16 protein-coding genes and 1 riboswitch are annotated in these 15,983 nt (G+C 59.0%); of the genes, 11 read left to right on the forward strand and 5 right to left on the reverse strand.

Going from position 1 to position 15,983, the window contains the following annotated elements:
• Positions 1-2 precede the first annotated feature (2 nt).
• Positions 3-440 carry a hypothetical protein gene (locus PMI22_RS09915; RefSeq protein ID WP_007947082.1) on the forward strand — a complete coding sequence of 146 codons (438 nt, stop codon included), beginning with the start codon at positions 3-5 and terminating at the stop codon, positions 438-440.
• A gap of 63 nt (positions 441-503) precedes the next feature.
• Positions 504-791, forward strand: a complete 288-nt coding sequence (locus PMI22_RS09910; protein ID WP_007947084.1) for a PA4642 family protein — start codon at positions 504-506, stop codon at positions 789-791.
• A gap of 157 nt (positions 792-948) precedes the next feature.
• Here PMI22_RS09910 and mqo read toward each other — a convergent pair whose 3' ends face one another.
• Positions 949-2,457 (reverse strand): malate dehydrogenase (quinone), encoded by a 1,509-nt coding sequence (mqo, locus tag PMI22_RS09905; protein WP_007947085.1) that lies wholly within the window; start codon positions 2,455-2,457, stop codon positions 949-951.
• A 980-nt stretch (positions 2,458-3,437) separates the two neighbouring features.
• On the opposite strand from mqo, the gene PMI22_RS09900 reads away from it, so the two are divergent.
• Together PMI22_RS09900 and PMI22_RS09895 are read left to right on the forward strand one after the other, a co-directional pair.
• Positions 3,438-4,022 carry a YajG family lipoprotein gene (locus PMI22_RS09900; RefSeq protein ID WP_007947087.1) on the forward strand — a complete coding sequence of 195 codons (585 nt, stop codon included), beginning with the start codon at positions 3,438-3,440 and terminating at the stop codon, positions 4,020-4,022.
• Positions 4,023-4,251: 229 nt separating this feature from the next.
• The gene (locus PMI22_RS09895; protein ID WP_007947089.1) at positions 4,252-4,530 is read left to right on the forward strand and encodes a hypothetical protein; all 279 of its coding nucleotides are present in this window, start codon (positions 4,252-4,254) and stop codon (positions 4,528-4,530) included.
• A 64-nt stretch (positions 4,531-4,594) separates the two neighbouring features.
• Here PMI22_RS09895 and PMI22_RS09890 read toward each other — a convergent pair whose 3' ends face one another.
• Positions 4,595-5,758 carry a 1-acyl-sn-glycerol-3-phosphate acyltransferase gene (locus PMI22_RS09890; protein WP_007947090.1) on the reverse strand — a complete coding sequence of 388 codons (1,164 nt, stop codon included), beginning with the start codon at positions 5,756-5,758 and terminating at the stop codon, positions 4,595-4,597.
• 141 nt (positions 5,759-5,899) lie between these two features.
• Between PMI22_RS09890 and PMI22_RS09885 the strand changes: the two genes are divergently transcribed.
• The 4 genes from PMI22_RS09885 to PMI22_RS09870 all read left to right on the forward strand — a co-directional run bounded on the left by PMI22_RS09885 (position 5,900) and on the right by PMI22_RS09870 (position 7,996).
• The gene (locus tag PMI22_RS09885) at positions 5,900-6,082 is read left to right on the forward strand and encodes a CPXCG motif-containing cysteine-rich protein (protein ID WP_007947091.1); all 183 of its coding nucleotides are present in this window, start codon (positions 5,900-5,902) and stop codon (positions 6,080-6,082) included.
• A 13-nt stretch (positions 6,083-6,095) separates the two neighbouring features.
• Positions 6,096-6,356 carry a putative signal transducing protein gene (locus PMI22_RS09880; protein WP_007947092.1) on the forward strand — a complete coding sequence of 87 codons (261 nt, stop codon included), beginning with the start codon at positions 6,096-6,098 and terminating at the stop codon, positions 6,354-6,356.
• 35 nt (positions 6,357-6,391) lie between these two features.
• Positions 6,392-7,015 carry an SOS response-associated peptidase gene (locus PMI22_RS09875; RefSeq protein WP_007947093.1) on the forward strand — a complete coding sequence of 208 codons (624 nt, stop codon included), beginning with the start codon at positions 6,392-6,394 and terminating at the stop codon, positions 7,013-7,015.
• A 162-nt stretch (positions 7,016-7,177) separates the two neighbouring features.
• The gene (locus PMI22_RS09870; RefSeq protein ID WP_007947095.1) at positions 7,178-7,996 is read left to right on the forward strand and encodes a M48 family metallopeptidase; all 819 of its coding nucleotides are present in this window, start codon (positions 7,178-7,180) and stop codon (positions 7,994-7,996) included.
• Between the two features lie 121 nt (positions 7,997-8,117).
• Here the strand turns inward: PMI22_RS09870 and PMI22_RS09865 are convergent, their stop codons facing one another.
• From PMI22_RS09865 to PMI22_RS09855, 3 genes are all read right to left on the reverse strand, one after another.
• Positions 8,118-8,699: a TMEM165/GDT1 family protein gene (locus tag PMI22_RS09865; RefSeq protein ID WP_033049437.1), complete on the reverse strand. Its 582-nt coding sequence runs from the start codon at positions 8,697-8,699 to the stop codon at positions 8,118-8,120.
• 115 nt (positions 8,700-8,814) lie between these two features.
• A riboswitch (yybP-ykoY riboswitch) is annotated at positions 8,815-8,916 on the reverse strand.
• Positions 8,917-8,956: 40 nt separating this feature from the next.
• A complete protein-coding gene (locus tag PMI22_RS09860) occupies positions 8,957-9,955 on the reverse strand; it encodes a class I SAM-dependent methyltransferase (RefSeq protein WP_007947097.1) in 999 nt (332 codons plus the stop codon).
• A gap of 33 nt (positions 9,956-9,988) precedes the next feature.
• Entirely contained in the window at positions 9,989-10,954 is a 966-nt protein-coding gene (locus tag PMI22_RS09855; RefSeq protein ID WP_007947099.1) for a 2-hydroxyacid dehydrogenase, read from the reverse strand.
• A gap of 315 nt (positions 10,955-11,269) precedes the next feature.
• On the opposite strand from PMI22_RS09855, the gene PMI22_RS09850 reads away from it, so the two are divergent.
• From PMI22_RS09850 to PMI22_RS09840, 3 genes are all read left to right on the forward strand, one after another.
• Positions 11,270-11,899 carry a LysE family translocator gene (locus PMI22_RS09850; protein WP_007947100.1) on the forward strand — a complete coding sequence of 210 codons (630 nt, stop codon included), beginning with the start codon at positions 11,270-11,272 and terminating at the stop codon, positions 11,897-11,899.
• Positions 11,900-12,051: 152 nt separating this feature from the next.
• Complete coding sequence (locus PMI22_RS09845) at positions 12,052-13,734, forward strand: fatty acid--CoA ligase (protein WP_007947101.1); 1,683 nt, start codon at positions 12,052-12,054, stop codon at positions 13,732-13,734.
• Positions 13,735-14,070: 336 nt separating this feature from the next.
• A complete protein-coding gene (locus PMI22_RS09840) occupies positions 14,071-15,957 on the forward strand; it encodes a DUF1302 domain-containing protein (RefSeq protein ID WP_007947102.1) in 1,887 nt (628 codons plus the stop codon).
• Positions 15,958-15,983: the final 26 nt, after the last annotated feature.

The following is a 15,983-nucleotide window of genomic DNA, read 5'->3' on the forward strand; positions in this document are numbered from 1 at the left end:
CCCTGCCACTGGCGGCCGCCCCTGCGCCGATGCACGCACAGTTTCTGCCTCCCGATGACCTGACCCTGCGCGACGCAGATCCCGAGCAGCAACAACTCCTGCAGGTCACCGAGTATTCGGTGGTGGTGGGTAGCCAGCGCCAGTCCAGCCAACAGCCAATACCGGTCACGTCCCCGATGCTGATCCGCCTCAAGGGCAAATCCTTGAACAAGGGCGCGACCATCAACCAGGTGCTGGTCCACTTCGATGGCGAAAGCAAAAGCCTGAAAAAGCCGGTCTATGATGACAAAAGCAAAACCCTGACGCTGTTTTACCCGCTGGCGCAGTACCGGGTGGTGATCGACTTGCTGCGCAATGACACGGTGTATTGCCAGTTCCTCAGCTATGCCAACGGCCATGTCTGGGCTGATTTACACACAGGGGCCACTCGAGTGCGTTGAGCCCGGCGGCAAGGGAGGGGTAAACTGCCCGCCCCGTGAAATGTCTGCGAGCTGGAGTCGGCAATGCGTAAAGATAAGAAGCAAGTGATTGGTGACGAGATCGGCGACGAGCAGATCAAGTTGTTCCTCGATTTCGAGCCAGTCGACGCCACTTCGCCGTCGCTGCACAAGTTGATCAAGGCCTACCGTGGTCTGCGCATCGATGACTTCGAGCGATTTCTGACGTTCTTCGTCGAGGCAGGTCTGGACCTCAATGGCCAGGATGAACAGGGCAATGACTTCGTCGCCCTGATCAAGGATCAGCGCAATGCGGCCGAGTACATTGAACTGATCGCCAAGGCCCGCGGTTAAGATCAAAAATTCGCAGCCTCGCTGCGCTCGACAGCTCCTACAAAGGGTTCGGTTACACCTGTAGGAGCTGTCGAGTGAAACGAGGCTGCGATGTTTTACGCGGCATAAAAAAACGCCCCGCTCTCAATGAGAACGGGGCGTTTTTTATGGGACCGAATCAAGCGTAGCTTTCGGTCTCGTTACTGGCTTCAACCAGTTCCAGCGCGATGTTGTTGTGCGCATTGATCTTGCGATACAGCGCCGCATCGGTTTCGAGCACTTTTTCGCGAGCCGGGAAGATCTCTGCCAATTTGGCAGCCCACTCTCCGGAAGCCTTGCCCGGGAAGCATTTTTCGATCAGCTCAAGCATGATCGAAACGGTCACCGAGGCTCCTGGGGAGGCACCGAGCAGGGCGGCAAGGGAACCGTCCTTGGCCGCGACCAGTTCGGTACCGAACTGCAGAACGCCACCCTTTTTCGGGTCTTTCTTGATGATCTGCACCCGCTGGCCGGCCACTTCCAGGCGCCAGTCTTCGGCTTTCGCTTCAGGATAGAAACGACGCAGGGATTCCAGGCGCTGTTCCATCGATTGCATCACTTCGCTGACCAGGTACTTGGTCAGGTCCATGTTGTTTTTCGCCACGGCCAGCATCGGACCGATGTTGCCGGCGCGAACCGACATCGGCAGGTCCATGAAGGAGCCGTGCTTGAGGAACTTGGTGGTGAAGCCGGCGTAAGGTCCGAACAACAGGGACTTCTTGCCATCGACGACACGAGTGTCCAGGTGCGGCACGGACATCGGTGGCGAACCCACGGCGGCCTGGCTGTACACCTTGGCCTGGTGGTGTTTGACCACTTCCGGGTTGTCGCAACGCAGCCACTGGCCACTGATCGGGAAGCCGCCGAAGCCTTTGCTTTCTTCGATGCCCGAAGCCTGCAACAGCGGCAATGCCGCGCCGCCAGCGCCCAGGAAAACGAATTTCGCGTCGACGTCACGGGTGTTGCCGCTGTTGACGTCCTTGATGCTGACGGTCCAGCCGCCGTTGTTACGCTTCAGGCCAGTCACACGCTTGCAGTACTTGACTTGCGCGTCGGGCGCGCTGGTCAGGTGCTTGAGCAATTGATTGGTCAGGGCGCCGAAGTTGACGTCGGTGCCATTCATCACGCGGGTCGCCGCGACGACTTCGTCGGCCGGACGGCCCGGCATCATCAGCGGCATCCAGTCGGCCATTTTGGCCTTGTCTTCGGTGTATTCCATGTCCGCGAAGGCGTGGTGCTTGCTCAGCAACTTGAAGCGTTCCTTGAGGAAGGAAACGCCACTGTCACCTTGCACGAAGCTCAGGTGAGGCACCGGGCTGATGAACGTCTTGCACGAGCCGAACGTGGCTTTTTTGGTCAGGTAGGACCAAAACTGCTTCGACACCTCGAATTGGGTGTTGATGTGTACGGCTTTCTTGATGTCGACGGTGCCATCGGCAGCCTGTGGCGTGTAGTTGAGCTCACACAGCCCGGCGTGACCGGTACCGGCGTTGTTCCATGGGTTGGAACTCTCCGCGGCACCGGAATCCATCAGCTCGACGACTTCCAGCTTGATCGCGGGGTCGAGCTCTTTGAGCAATACCGCAAGGGTGGCACTCATGATGCCGGCCCCAACCAGTACTACGTCGACTGCTTCGTTATGCGCCATTTAACGCGTCTCCAAAATCTGCAGCACCAAATTGACGGCATGGCTGCCAGGCGTTCCGGGGCGTGTCAGTGATGCCCCATTACCATGGCCAGTATTGCCATGTCCGAATCTTCGCAATTTTTTGCAACTTCGACGGACGCTGCCGGCCGGGTCAATGAGGGTTATGAACTCATTTCAACGCGCGACTGGCAATTCGACTTATGGTCGATACATCCGTTTGTGCAACCAAATCCGTAGCGGACAGGCTTCAGGCTCCCGTATTCGAGGAGTGCTCGGTCCTGTGTCGTTGGGCTGTTTCAGACGCTAATGGTGCATGTTCAGACGCAAAACTATTCATTTGCTCGCCACACTCTTGTGAAGTTGTGAAAACCCGTTTTTTTCACGCTCTTTTGAAGACGTGAACCTCAAAAAAGGGCTGTCCCTGCCTGGCACCGTGCCCGCAAGCATTACCGTCATGGGAAACATGACCGGCAAAACGGGCAGACAGCTCAGTGACCGAGCGTAATGACAGCTCTGCAGATTCGCGAAAAGCGGGTTTTTGCTCAAGGAACAGCAAGCGCGCCAGCTTCACTCGATCTGTGTGGGCGGCTCTCTGTGGGCGGTGCGGGGTGTCAATGCCGGGGGCATTAACGATGCTGCGAGGCCCGATCAGGAGACGTCCTTATAATCGGGGGCAGATTGTATCTAAGAAACGCATGGAAATGGACGTGTTTAATGACTTTTATTAGGCATCTGGTCAGGTGGTCAACAGATGTTGTACTCGTGCACGTGGCTGGCGCGTGTTAACGCGTGTGCCAAGAGGAGGGGCGGGTTTACCCCGTAGACACGGATTTCCTCGATTTGTACCCAGCCTTCGCCCATTGGCTGGAGGCTGAAGGGGGGTGCAGGAATTTACTTCAACGCTTGTAGGGTGCTAGTTACCCGTCGTGGCGCACCGCTATACTGCGGGCCTGTTTGTGCCTGATTCTGGAGAGAAACGCATGTTGCAACGTCTGTTGTTCGGTTTGATCACTGTGACCAGTTTGACCCTCGTTGGCTGCGCCCACAGCCCGCAACAACTGAACCCTGAACCCAAGCTGACAACCCAGCTGGCGCCAGTCGGCCATGGTCAGCCGGTGGTGGTGCGTGTGGTGGACGGTCGTCCGTCGCCAACACTGGGCACCCGTGGCGGCTTGTACCCGGAAACCAGCGCGATCACCGTGCAGGGCCCGCAGATTCTGCCGAAGTTGCAGGCTCAGGCCGAGGCGGCCGTGCGCTTGCTGGGCTTTACCCCGACGTCCAATGCGCCGAATGCACCGCAACTCACCGTGACCTTGGCCGAGCTGAAGTACCAGTCGCCTAAAGAAGGCATGTATGTGACAGAAGCGACCATCTCCGCAACGTTCCGCTCTGATGTGCAGAATGCCAATCGTCGTTACAGCGGCCGTTACGGCGCATCGCTGGACCAGCGTTTTGGCATGGCACCGAACCAGGAAACCAACACCAAGCTGGTCAGCGATGTGTTGAGTGATGCGCTGACGCGTCTGTTCAAGGATGCGACAGTGGGTCAGGTTCTCGGCGAGTAAATATTCGTCGGATGTAAAAAAGCCCGGAGCCAGCAATGGCCCGGGCTTTTTTACTCAGGACTACACCGAACAACTGTGGGAATGAAGAAGTTATGACCCAAGACGAGAATCAACCAAAAATAGTGAGCTATTTGTCGTAAATCGGATGCGATAGGTGAGGCTTTCGGTAGAATCCGCGCCGCATTCGTCGGTTCGGCGTCTGCTACACCTGTTTTGTTTGAGGTCCGTGATGTCGCTGCATTTGATGACGCTGTTTACCGCCCATCCCGCCAAGCTGGTCAATCTGCTGGCCTTGTTGCTGGCTTTTCCGGGCAGTTGGCTGCTGCACGCCACTCGTCGCCGCGAACAACGCGCCGTCGCCAGCAGGGTGGCCCAGCGCCAGGGTCAACCCAGCGTAGAGCCGACCCTTGATTGGGCGACGTTGCGCATGAATCGCTTCTTCTACCGCTTCGGTTTTGCCTGTCTCGGGCTGGCGTTGCTGGTGTCGTGGATCAGCACGCAAGTCTGATTTCAAAAATGGCAGCAATGAAAACGGCGCCCAAAGGCGCCGTTGTCGTTTCCAGCCTGAACCCTTACAGCGGCAAGCCGGCTTTCACCCGGTACTGATTGCGCACCGGTGTCGCATATTGCAGCACCAGGAACGGACGATGTTCCTCGGGGCAGGCCTCCAGACGCTTGTTCCATTCTTCCTGTGCCTTGGCCAGCTCGTCGGCCGCAAACACTTCAGACGCTTTTGGCACCTGCAATTGCGGGTCGGCGTCTGTCCATTGGGCGTAGGCCAGGTAGTGCACCGGGAACAAGCGGTAGCCACCGAGGATTTGCTTGTCCATCTCGACCGCCAATTGCTTGGTGTCTTCGAACAGCTCGGTGATCGGCGCGGCGAAGTTCACGTGGACCCGGCCCTTGTAACCGGTGATGCCCTTGGCGATGCTCACATCGTCCTCGCCCGGCACTTTGCTATAGCTGCCAGTGGTGGCGCGGATGTACAACTCGCGCGCCTTGGCCTGATCGCACGGGTCGTATTCATAGCTGATCGACACCGGGGTGAGGTTCAGCGACTGAATGACTTCGCCAAACGGCTCGTCCTTGCGACTCATGTGGAACATCTTGAGGATCGCCGATTCGGTGCGGTCGTCGCCGTCTTTCGCCCGGCCTTCGGCCTGGGCGATCCAGATCGAGGCGCAATCGTTGCGGATCGAGTGGTTGATGTAGGCAGACAGCAGTTGATACGCCGCCATCTTCTCGCGGCGACCGGTGATCGAACGGTGCACGATGAAGCTCTTGTTCAGGCGCATCAAATCGCTGACAAAGGGCTTTTGCAGCAGGTTGTCGCCGATCGCGATGCGCGGTGTTGGCAGGCCCGCGTGGTACACGGCGTAGTTGACGAAGGCCGGGTCCATCACGATGTCGCGGTGGTTGGCAATGAACAGGTAGGCGCTGCCCGACTTGAACTGCTCGACGCCGGTGTAGGTGACGCCGTCTGTTGCGCGTTCGATGGTGTGGTCGACGTACATCTCGACCTTATCCTGCAACGTGGCTACCGAATGAACGCCGGCGAACTCGCGGCGCAGCCGATGAGCTATAAGAGGTTTAAGCATCCAGCCGAAAGCGCCGGCAAAACGCGGGAAGCGGAAGTGGGTGAGGATATCTAGAAACGCCTTGTCGCCCAGCAACCTGTCCAGTACCGCAGGGACTTCGCTATCGTCGTAAGGTCGGATGGCATCGAATTCGCCCATCATGCTCTCTTGTTAGAAACGGCTAGGGTAAGTAAAGGTTTTGATCAAAACCGACAGGGTACGGTCTGAAAAAATAGCCAGACAAAAATAGCCCTGCAAATAGACCGGCGATTATACGCACAAGTCACCCGGGAGACCGCGATGCTGGAAACCGAGCGCTACGAATGTCCGTATTGTGGTGAGGAGGCAGAGGCCGTGCTGGATCTGTCCGGTGGCGATCAGACCTATATCGAAGATTGTCCGGTGTGTTGTCGGCCGATAACGTTTGTCCTGCAGACCGACGGTCAGGAATGGATGCTCGAAGTTCACAGTGAAAACGAATGAAAGGGGCACTCCCATGCTGCGAATCTACGAGCCGGAAAACCTGATGGAAGGCGAGTTGCTGCAAAGCATGTTGGCCAGCGAAGGCATCGAGGCGCATCTGGTCGGGCGCCATTTGCTCGGCGGCACTGGCGAACTGCCGATCTTCGGCCTGTTGGGCTTGCAGGTGGATAACGACCAGGCGGAGTACGCCCGCTCGCTGATCACCGCGTACAATGCCGCGCTGCCGCTGTCCGGCGATGAACCGGAGAGCTTTCCCGGCACGCTGGTCTGTTAGGCTGGTGTTCGTTTGATCAAGAGTCGTGCTGCCCCATGTGTGGACGTTATGCCCTGTTTCGCTGGAACCCCGCCTTCGCGGCCCTGCCTGGCTTCCCCGCCGATCAGCAGGCCCAGTGGAATATTTCCCCCAACGATTCGGTGTTGATGCTGCGTGCAGGCGTGGATGGCCCGCGTGAACTGGCCCGCGCCCGCTGGGGCCTGACACCACCGTGGCTGACCGATCTGTCCCGCACTCCGGCCCATGCCCGGGCTGAAACCGTCGCCGAGCAGCCGATGTTCCGCCAGGCCTTTCGTGAGCGACGTTGCCTGCTGCCGGCCAACGGTTTCTATGAATGGCGCGGCACCACGCGCAAGCGTCCGTACTGGCTGACACCGGGTGAAGGTTCGTCACTGTTTTTTGCGGCTATCTGGGAAGCGTACCCGGTGCAGGAGCAGGTATGGCTGAGCACGGCAGTGATCACGCAGCCGGCGGCGAGTCAGCGCCGGCCGTTGATTCTCGATGAAGCGGGGCAGGCGGCGTGGCTCGATCCCGAGACGCCGTTGCATACCTTGCAGGCCTTGCTCGCCAGTGAGCCTGCGGTGTTGCGCGAGCGAGTGCTGGCGAATCTGGTGAACGATCCGAAGCTGAATGCGCCGGAGTGTCTTACCCCGGGTTAAATGGGGGGCTGTGCTTGCCCGCGATAAGGCCCGCACAGACTTGAGAATTTTTTCCTGCGGTGCTGAGAGCTTTGCCGGAATTTTGCGTCTTAGTTTTATGTATCTGGCGTCGATACATTTCCACGCCCAGGATACGCGGCATGATTTCAGGGAGTTTATTTGATGAACAAGCTATTGGTTTTTGGGACGCTGGGCGCCAGTCTGCTGCTCGCCGGGTGCCAGTCGGTCAACACCACCAGCGGTGGCGCCGTGGGGGTTGAGCGCAAACAGTACATGTTCACCATGTTGCCCGCGCAAGAGGTCGACCAGATGTATGCGCAGTCCTATCAGAAGACAGTTGGTGAAGCCTCCAGCAAAGGTGTGCTGGACAAGACCAGTGAGAATGCCCTGCGCGTCCAGGCCATTGCCGACCGGCTGATTGCCCAGGCGCCGAATTTTCGTCCGGATGCGGCTCAGTGGAAGTGGGAAGTGAACTTGATCAAGAGCGATGAGCTCAATGCCAACTGCGGGCCAGGCGGCAAGATCATCTTTTACACCGGACTGATCGACAAACTGCAACTGACCGACGATGAAATCGCCGCGATCATGGGGCATGAAATCGCCCACGCCCTGCGTGAGCATGGTCGTGAAGCAATGTCCAAAGCCTATGGTATTGAAATGGCCAAGCAAGGCGCCGGTGCCTTGTTAGGGTTGGGTCAGGGCAGCATGGTTCTGGCGGATACCGTTGCGAACTACGGCATGACCCTTCCCAACAGCCGTGCCAATGAAAACGAGGCGGACCTGATTGGACTCGAACTGGCCGCCCGCGCCGGTTACAACCCCAATGCGTCGATCACATTGTGGAACAAGATGAGCAAGGTCTCGGAAGGCTCGCCGCCGGAGTTCATGAGTACTCACCCGGCGTCGGCCAGTCGCATTAGCGCGTTGCAGGCGGCGATTCCCAAGGTGATGCCGTTGTACGAGAACTCGCGTAAATCCTGAGTCATGTATTAAGGCTGCTGACGCCATCGCGAGCAGGCTCGCTCCCACAGTTGAAATGCATTTCCCTGTGGGAGCGAGCCTGCTCGCGATAAACGATTACTCGGTTTATCGGCCTACCGCATCAAACCCATCCACTGCTCTGCATCGCCTTGTACACCGCAACAATCGCCAAAATGAGAAACGCTGACGCCGCCAAGCGACGGATCAGGGTCAATGGCAGTTTGTCTGCTGCAAAGTTACCGGCCAGTACCACCGGTACGTTGGCGATCAACATGCCGACGGTGGTGCCGAGAATGACCAGCCACAAATCCGGGTATTGCGCCGCCAGCATCACGGTAGCGACCTGGGTCTTGTCACCCATTTCCGCAATAAAGAACGCAATCAGCGTGGTCAGGAACGGCCCGAACTTGCGCGCGGTGCTGACGTCGTCGTCCATCTTGTCCGGTACCAGGGTCCACAAGGCGGTCGCGGTAAAGCAGGCTGCCAGGATCCAGTGCAGCGTCGCATTCGAGAAGAAACTGCCGACCCAGGCACCTACCGCACCGGCGGCTGCGTGGTTGGCCAGGGTAGCGGCGACGATGCCGGCGATGATTGGCCATGGCTTGCGAAAGCGGGCAGCGAGAATGAGCGCGAGCAGTTGCGTCTTGTCGCCGATTTCGGCCAAGGCAACGATTGCGGTAGGAACGAGAAATGAATCCAGCATCATCAGGGTTTTTCCTAAGGGGCGGGTCGACACGGCTATGACACGTACAGCCTCCCCGCCCCGGGTAAGGTGTTCGTGTCATAGGTCTTGTCAAACCCTGCGATCCGTCTGATGCGAACGCTGGGGTCGCATACGCCATGGTCTGAGGACCAAGTATGTTGACGTATGCCGGACGAGCATGGCGCTCGTGGGAGACTACTCCCCTAGGACGGAGCGGATTCTGCCTAGGCAAAATCCGTTAGGCAAGCACTTATTTATCAGCCGCGTTTGGCCCGGTAGATTCTGAAACCCTGCCCCTCGGCCTTGATCGCGCACACCCCGAGGTGCTCTTCGATCAGCGGTTGATACTTCAGGAAACTGTTGGCAACGAGGCGCAGTTCGCCACCGTTTTTCAGATGTTTGGCCGCTTTTCGCAGCAAGTTCTCGGTGGCGAAGTAATCGGTGTGGACCCCGACATGGAACGGCGGGTTGCTCAAAATCGCACTCAAACCCATCGGTGCAGCGTCAATTCCATCACCGGTGATCACGTCGGCTTCCAGACCATTGGCGGCCAAGGTCAGGCGACTGCTGGCGGCAGCAAATGCATCGACGTCGAGCAACGTCACCTGATTGTGCGGGTAACGACGCTTCACCGCCGCGCCCAGTACGCCGGCGCCGCAACCGAAGTCCAGCAGGTGGCCGCTTGGCAACTTGTCCAGATGCTCCAGCAGCAGCGCGCTGCCGCGATCCAGTCGGCCGTGGCTGAACACGCCCGGCAAGCTGATGACTTTCAATGGCCCTTCAGCCAGCGGCAACTCGTAGGTCTGCGCCAGGCTTTCCAGCGATTTGGCTTCTGGCGCATTGGCCACCGTGACCAGCCAGAGTTGGCAATGACGGGCGCTGTCGAGCTTGCGCGGCTTGCCGAACGGGTTCAGTTGTTTGGCCGCCCCTTCGATGCCGCTGCGTTTTTCCCCCACCAGGTACAACTCGCGACCGGCCAGGCGTGAGGCGAGGGCGTTGAGGATGTAATCGGTCAGGTCCTTGGACTTGGGCAGAAACACCACCGCAGTCTCGAACTCACGCTCGGGGGCGTTCACACCAAAATGGCTGCGCTCGGCGAAACGCGCATCGAGTGCTGCTTGATCGCCGGCGTGCCAGCACCAGCCGTGGGCATCGGGCAGTCGGCCCAGCAGATCGTCGGCGGGCAAACCGGCCAACAACACCGAACCCTGGAATAACTCGGGCTGACGAAGCAGTACTTCACTGCGCGGATCCATACTCTGCTCCTTGAAAAAAAGTGCGGCAGTTTATCAACTGACGACCCGCAGCGCTGTACCGCTGAAGAAAGCCTGCGCGTTTTCGGTCAACTGCCCCACGATCCGCTGCCGTGCCTCGCGACTGCCCCAGGCGTTGTGCGGGGTGACGATCAACCGTGGAATGTCGGCAGCGAGCAAGGGATTGCCCGCTGTTGGTGGCTCGACGCTCAGCACATCGGTGGCCGCGCCGCCCAGATGATCATTGCGCAAGGCATCGGCCAGCGCTTGTTCATCGATCAAGCCACCGCGAGCGGTATTGACCACGAAGGCACCGGGTTTCATCGAAGCCAGTTCTCGGGCGCCGATGAAATGTCGGGTGTGTTCGTTGAGTGGACAGTGCAGGGTGAGGGCGTCGATCTGCGGCAACAGTTCTTCCAGCGGCAAACGATCCGGCCGGGCCGGGCGCCCTGGGATTTGCCCCAGCAGCACGCGCATGCCGAACGCTTCGGCCAGCCGCGCGACCGCGCCACCCAGTTCGCCATGGCCGAGCAGGCCCAGGGTTTTGCCTTCCAGCTCGACGATCGGGTAGTCCAGCAGACAGAACTGTTTCGCTTGCTGCCAGCGACCTTCACCCACGGCCTTTTGATAGTCGGCCAGGCGCGTTGCCAGGTTGAGCAGCAACATGATCGTGTGTTGCGCCACCGACGGTGTGCCGTAACCCTGACAGTTGCAAACGGTAACGCCGTGGGCGCGGGCGGCGGCCAGATCGACGTTGTTGGTGCCGGTAGCAGTGATCAGGATCAGTTTCAAATCGGGGCTGGCGGCGATCGTCGCGGCATCGATGAGGATCTTGTTGCTGATGGCCACCGTGGCACCTTTGAGGCGTTCGATCACTTGATCCGGCGTGGTCTGCGCGAACAGTTGCAAGTCGTCAAAGCAATCACGCAGCGGGCTGAGGTCGAGGTCGCCGAGGTCCAGGGACGGGTGGTCGAGGAAAACGGCGCGGCGAGAGTTCGTCATCAACTGTACCTTTTGTGCATTGAACTGAAGGCGTAATCTGCCGAGCCTACCAGATGACACAAATGGTTACCCATTGCACCAAAGTGGCTAAGTTGACGCGCTATGCGATGAAGCACCGACATCCCTGTAGCAGCTGGCGAAGCCTGCGTCCGGCTGCGCAGCAGTCGTAAACCCTGAGCATGCGAACTTTCTCTAAGAGCGCGGTGCCTGATTTCACGACTGCTGCTCAGCCGGACGCAGGCTTCGCCAGCTGCTACAGGTGGTGTTGTCAGCCTGGACTTTTCATTTCGACCGATCTACCCCAAAGGAGCCGTTATGTACTGGACCGAGTTCTTGACCGTTGCCCTGATTCACTTGCTCGCCGTGGCCAGCCCCGGCCCGGACTTTGCCGTGGTGGTGCGTGAAAGCGTGACCCATGGCCGGCGTGCCGGCACCTGGACGGCGCTGGGTGTCGGGACGGCGATATTCCTCCACGTCGGCTATTCGCTGCTCGGTATCGGTTTGATCGTGTCCCAGTCGATTGTGCTGTTCAATGCGCTGAAATGGGCCGCCGCCGCGTACCTGTTGTACATCGGCTACAAGGCCTTGCGCGCGCAACCGGCCAAGGCGGTGGCTGACAATCTGCACAAGGAAGCCGGCGAGCGCACCGCCCGCGGCGCTTTCACCTCCGGTTTCGTGACCAACGGTCTGAACCCGAAAGCCACGCTGTTCTTCCTGTCGCTGTTCACCGTGGTGATCAATCCGCACACACCGCTGGCGGTACAAGCCGGTTACGGGGTTTACCTCGCTGCAGCGACGGCGGTGTGGTTTTGCCTGGTGGCGCGGCTGTTCAGCCAACAGCGTGTGCGTGCCGGTTTTGCCCGCATGGGCCACTGGTTCGACCGCACCATGGGCGTAGTGCTGATCGCCATCGGCGTGAAACTCGCCTTCACCGAGATGCATTGATAGCAACTGATCCTCTGTATCCCGCAAATGCTGGCGCAAGGCTAGTATTTGCAGGGTTCTGCAAATCATTCCTTTGGCTGATTTGACGGGCGTTGAAGGGCACTAGAGTGCTTACTTTCAGCCAACACCGTGCAGTCAGAAAAGGGATTGATATGTTGCAGACTCGCGTTATCCCCCCAGCCGAAGGCGCTTACCAGTATCCGCTGCTGATCAAACGACTGCTGATGTCCGGCGCTCGTTACGAGAAAACCCGCGAGATCATCTACCGCGACCAGGTACGCTACAGCTATCCGACCCTTATTGAGCGGGTGGCGCGGCTGGCGAACGTGTTGACGGCGGCCGGCGTCAAGGCCGGGGACACCGTGGCGGTGATGGACTGGGACAGCCATCGATATCTGGAATGCATGTTCGCCATCCCGATGATCGGCGCGGTGATCCACACGATCAACGTGCGCCTGTCGCCGGAGCAAATCCTCTACACCATGAACCACGCCGAGGACCGCTTTGTGCTGGTCAACAGCGAGTTCGTGGGGCTGTACCAGGCGCTTGCCGGGCATTTGACCACGGTCGAGAAAACCCTGCTGCTGACCGACCTCCCGGAAAAAACCGCCGACCTGCCCAACCTGATCGGCGAGTACGAGCAACTGCTGGCGGCGGCCAGTACGCAATACGACTTCCAGGACTTCGACGAACACTCGGTCGCGACAACGTTCTACACCACCGGTACCACCGGCAATCCCAAAGGTGTGTATTTCACCCACCGGCAACTGGTGCTGCACACCATGGGCGTGTCGACCATCATGGGCTCCCTCGACGGCGTGCGGTTGCTGGGCTCCAGCGACGTGTACATGCCGATCACCCCGATGTTCCACGTTCATGCCTGGGGCTTGCCCTATGTGGCGACAATGCTCGGGCTCAAGCAGGTTTATCCCGGCCGTTACGACCCGGAATACCTGGTGGAGCTGTGGCGCAAGGAGAAGGTCACCTTTTCCCACTGCGTACCGACCATTTTGCAGATGATCCTCAGTGCCAAAGCGGCGCAAGGCACGGATTTTGGCGGCTGGAAAATCGTCATCGGCGGCAGTGCGCTTAACCGCACGCTGTACGAAAAGGCTAAAGGCAAGGGCATCCAGTTGACGGCCGCTTATGGCATGTCGGAAACCGGGCCGCTGGTGTCGTGCGCGCACCTCAACGATGAATTGATGGCCGGTAGCGAAGACGAACGCACCGCCTATCGCATCAAGGCCGGCGTGCCGGGGCCATTGGTGGAAGCGGCGATCGTCGACCCCGACGGCAACTTCCTGCCCGCCGACGGCGAAACCCAGGGCGAGCTTGTGCTGCGTGCGCCATGGCTCACTGAAGGCTATTTCAACGAACCGCAGAAGGGCGCTGAACTCTGGGCCGGGGGCTGGCTGCATACCGGCGATGTGGCGACGCTGGATGGTATGGGCGTGATCGACATCCGTGACCGCATCAAAGACGTGATCAAGACGGGCGGCGAGTGGATCTCGTCGCTGGACCTAGAAGACTTGATCAGTCGCCACGTGGCGGTACGTGAAGTAGCAGTGGTGGGTATCGCCGATCCGCAATGGGGTGAGCGACCGTTTGCGCTGCTGGTGCTCCACGAAGGGCAGGAGATTGGGGCCCGGGAACTCAAGGAGCACCTCAAGCCATTTGTGGAATTGGGGCACTTGAGCAAGTGGGCGATCCCTAGCCAGATTGCCCTTGTTACTGAAATTCCCAAGACCAGTGTCGGCAAGCTCGACAAGAAGCGCATCCGCCTCGACATCACTGAATGGCAGGCCAACAACAGCACCTTCCTCTCGACGCTTTAAGCGTCATCTGGCGTGCCCGAAAAGGCACGCCAGGCCCACCAAGCAAGCGCTTGGCTTGTGTAATCCGAATTTTCAGCCATCCTTGCCGGGCCGACAGGTGTCGGACTGGCGAAAGGGTTGTTCCAGAGTGGTCGTAGGTGCAAATCACACTTTAGAGGGATCAAGCGCTACTACCTGCTGGCTATAGTCCGCTCACGGATTTTTAAGAACGGAGCAAGCGCACAACAGGGGGCGATGCAATTTTGGAGTGACTTCGGGACGCCTTGGCTCCCCGTCACCCAGAACGTTTTTAGAAGTGCTCACAGCCATAACAATAATGCACATGGAGTAGCGTCGATGACATCAGTAAACAAGTTCTGGCGCCGGGCGAAATTGCCCCTGGCGGTCAGTCTCGCCTCTTCGCTCGCCGGGCCTGCATTCGGCGTCAGTTTCAACGTTGGTGAAATCGAAGGTCAGTTCGATTCGTCGCTCTCCCTGGGTATGAGTGTGTCTACCCAGTCGCCGAACAAGAACCTGATCGGTGTCAACAACGGCGGGAAAGGCTTGTCCCAGACCTCCGATGACGGTCACTTGAACTTCAAGAGTGGGCAGGCGTTCTCGAAAATTTTCAAAGGTATCCATGACCTTGAACTGAAATACGGCGACACCGGCGTCTTTGTACGTGGCAAATATTGGTACGACTTCGTTCTGAAAGACGAAGACCTGGAATTCAAGAACATCAGCGACAACGGCCGCAAGGAAGGCGCCAAATCCTCCGGCGGGCAAATCCTCGACGCCTTCGTTTACCACAACTACGCCGTTGCCGATCAGCCGGGTTCCGTGCGTCTGGGCAAGCAGGTGGTGAGCTGGGGTGAAAGTACTTTCATCGGCGGTGGCATCAACTCGATCAACCCTATCGACGTGTCCGCGTTCCGTCGTCCGGGTGCCGAAATCAAGGAAGGCCTGATTCCGGTCAACATGTTCTACGTGTCCCAGAGCCTGACCGACAACCTGTCGGCTGAAGCGTTCTACCAGCTGGAATGGGACCAGACCGTCGTCGATAACTGCGGCACGTTCTTCTCTCAGCCAGACATCGTTGCCGACGGTTGCGACAACAATCTGCGCGTGCTGAACAAGCGCTCGACGATTCCAGCCATCGCGCTGGGCCCGTTGGCCGCCAACGGCGTCGACGTCAACGAAGAAGGTGTGCTGGTTCGACGTGGCGGCGACCGTGATGCACGGGACGGCGGCCAGTGGGGCGCGTCCTTCAAGTACATGTTCGACCCGCTGGACACCGAGTTCGGTGCCTACTTCATGAACTACCACAGCCGTGCACCGATCTTCAGCGCCACCGGTGCACCGCAGTCGGTCTACAACACTGCCGCAGCGTTGCCAGGCCCGTTTGCCGCGCTTGCACCTCTGTTGGTAGCCGGTAACTCGCAGTACTTCATCGAATACCCTGAAGACATTCGTCTCTATGGCCTGAGTTTCTCCACCACCCTGTCGACGGGTACGGCGTGGAGCGGTGAAGTCAGCTACCGACCGAACGCGCCGGTGCAGTTGAACTCCACCGACATTCTGTTTGCCGGTGTACGTCCTTTGGGCGGTGTCCTGGGCAACGCTTCGCTGCTCTCTGCCGCACCGGGTACTGATCTGCATGGCTATCGCCGTAAAGAAATCACCCAGTTCCAGAGCACCCTGACGCACTTCTTTGACCAAGTGATGGGCGCGAGCCGCCTGACCCTGGTCGGCGAAGTGGGCGTGACCCATGTCGGCGGCCTGGAAAGTACCTCTGACGTCCGTTATGGCCGTGATCCGGTCTACGGCCCAGGTGCATTGCCAGCCACTGGCGCTATCGACACTTGCGTGGCGCTCAACACCAGCACCATCAACGGTGCCGGCCCGGGCACTCCCACCAACAACCGCAGCCGCAACTGCGATAACGACGGCTTCACCACGGCGACTTCGTGGGGCTACCGCGGTCGTGCGATCTGGGACTACAACGACGTGTTCGCCGGTGTGAACCTCAAGCCGAACGTGGCCTGGTCCCACGACGTAAACGGTTACTCGCCAGGCCCTGGCGGCAACTTCGAGGAAGGTCGTAAAGCAGTGAGCCTGGGTGTCGATGCTGAATACCAGAACACCTACACCGCGAGCCTGGCTTACACCAACTTCTTCGACGGCAAGTACACCACCGTAGATGACCGCGACTTCGTTGCGCTCAGCGTCGGCGTGAACTTCTAAGCACTGTTTTTTCAGGACGAACACAC

The sequence above is a fragment of the Pseudomonas sp. GM21 genome (assembly GCF_000282215.1).
GTDB lineage: Bacteria > Pseudomonadota > Gammaproteobacteria > Pseudomonadales > Pseudomonadaceae > Aquipseudomonas.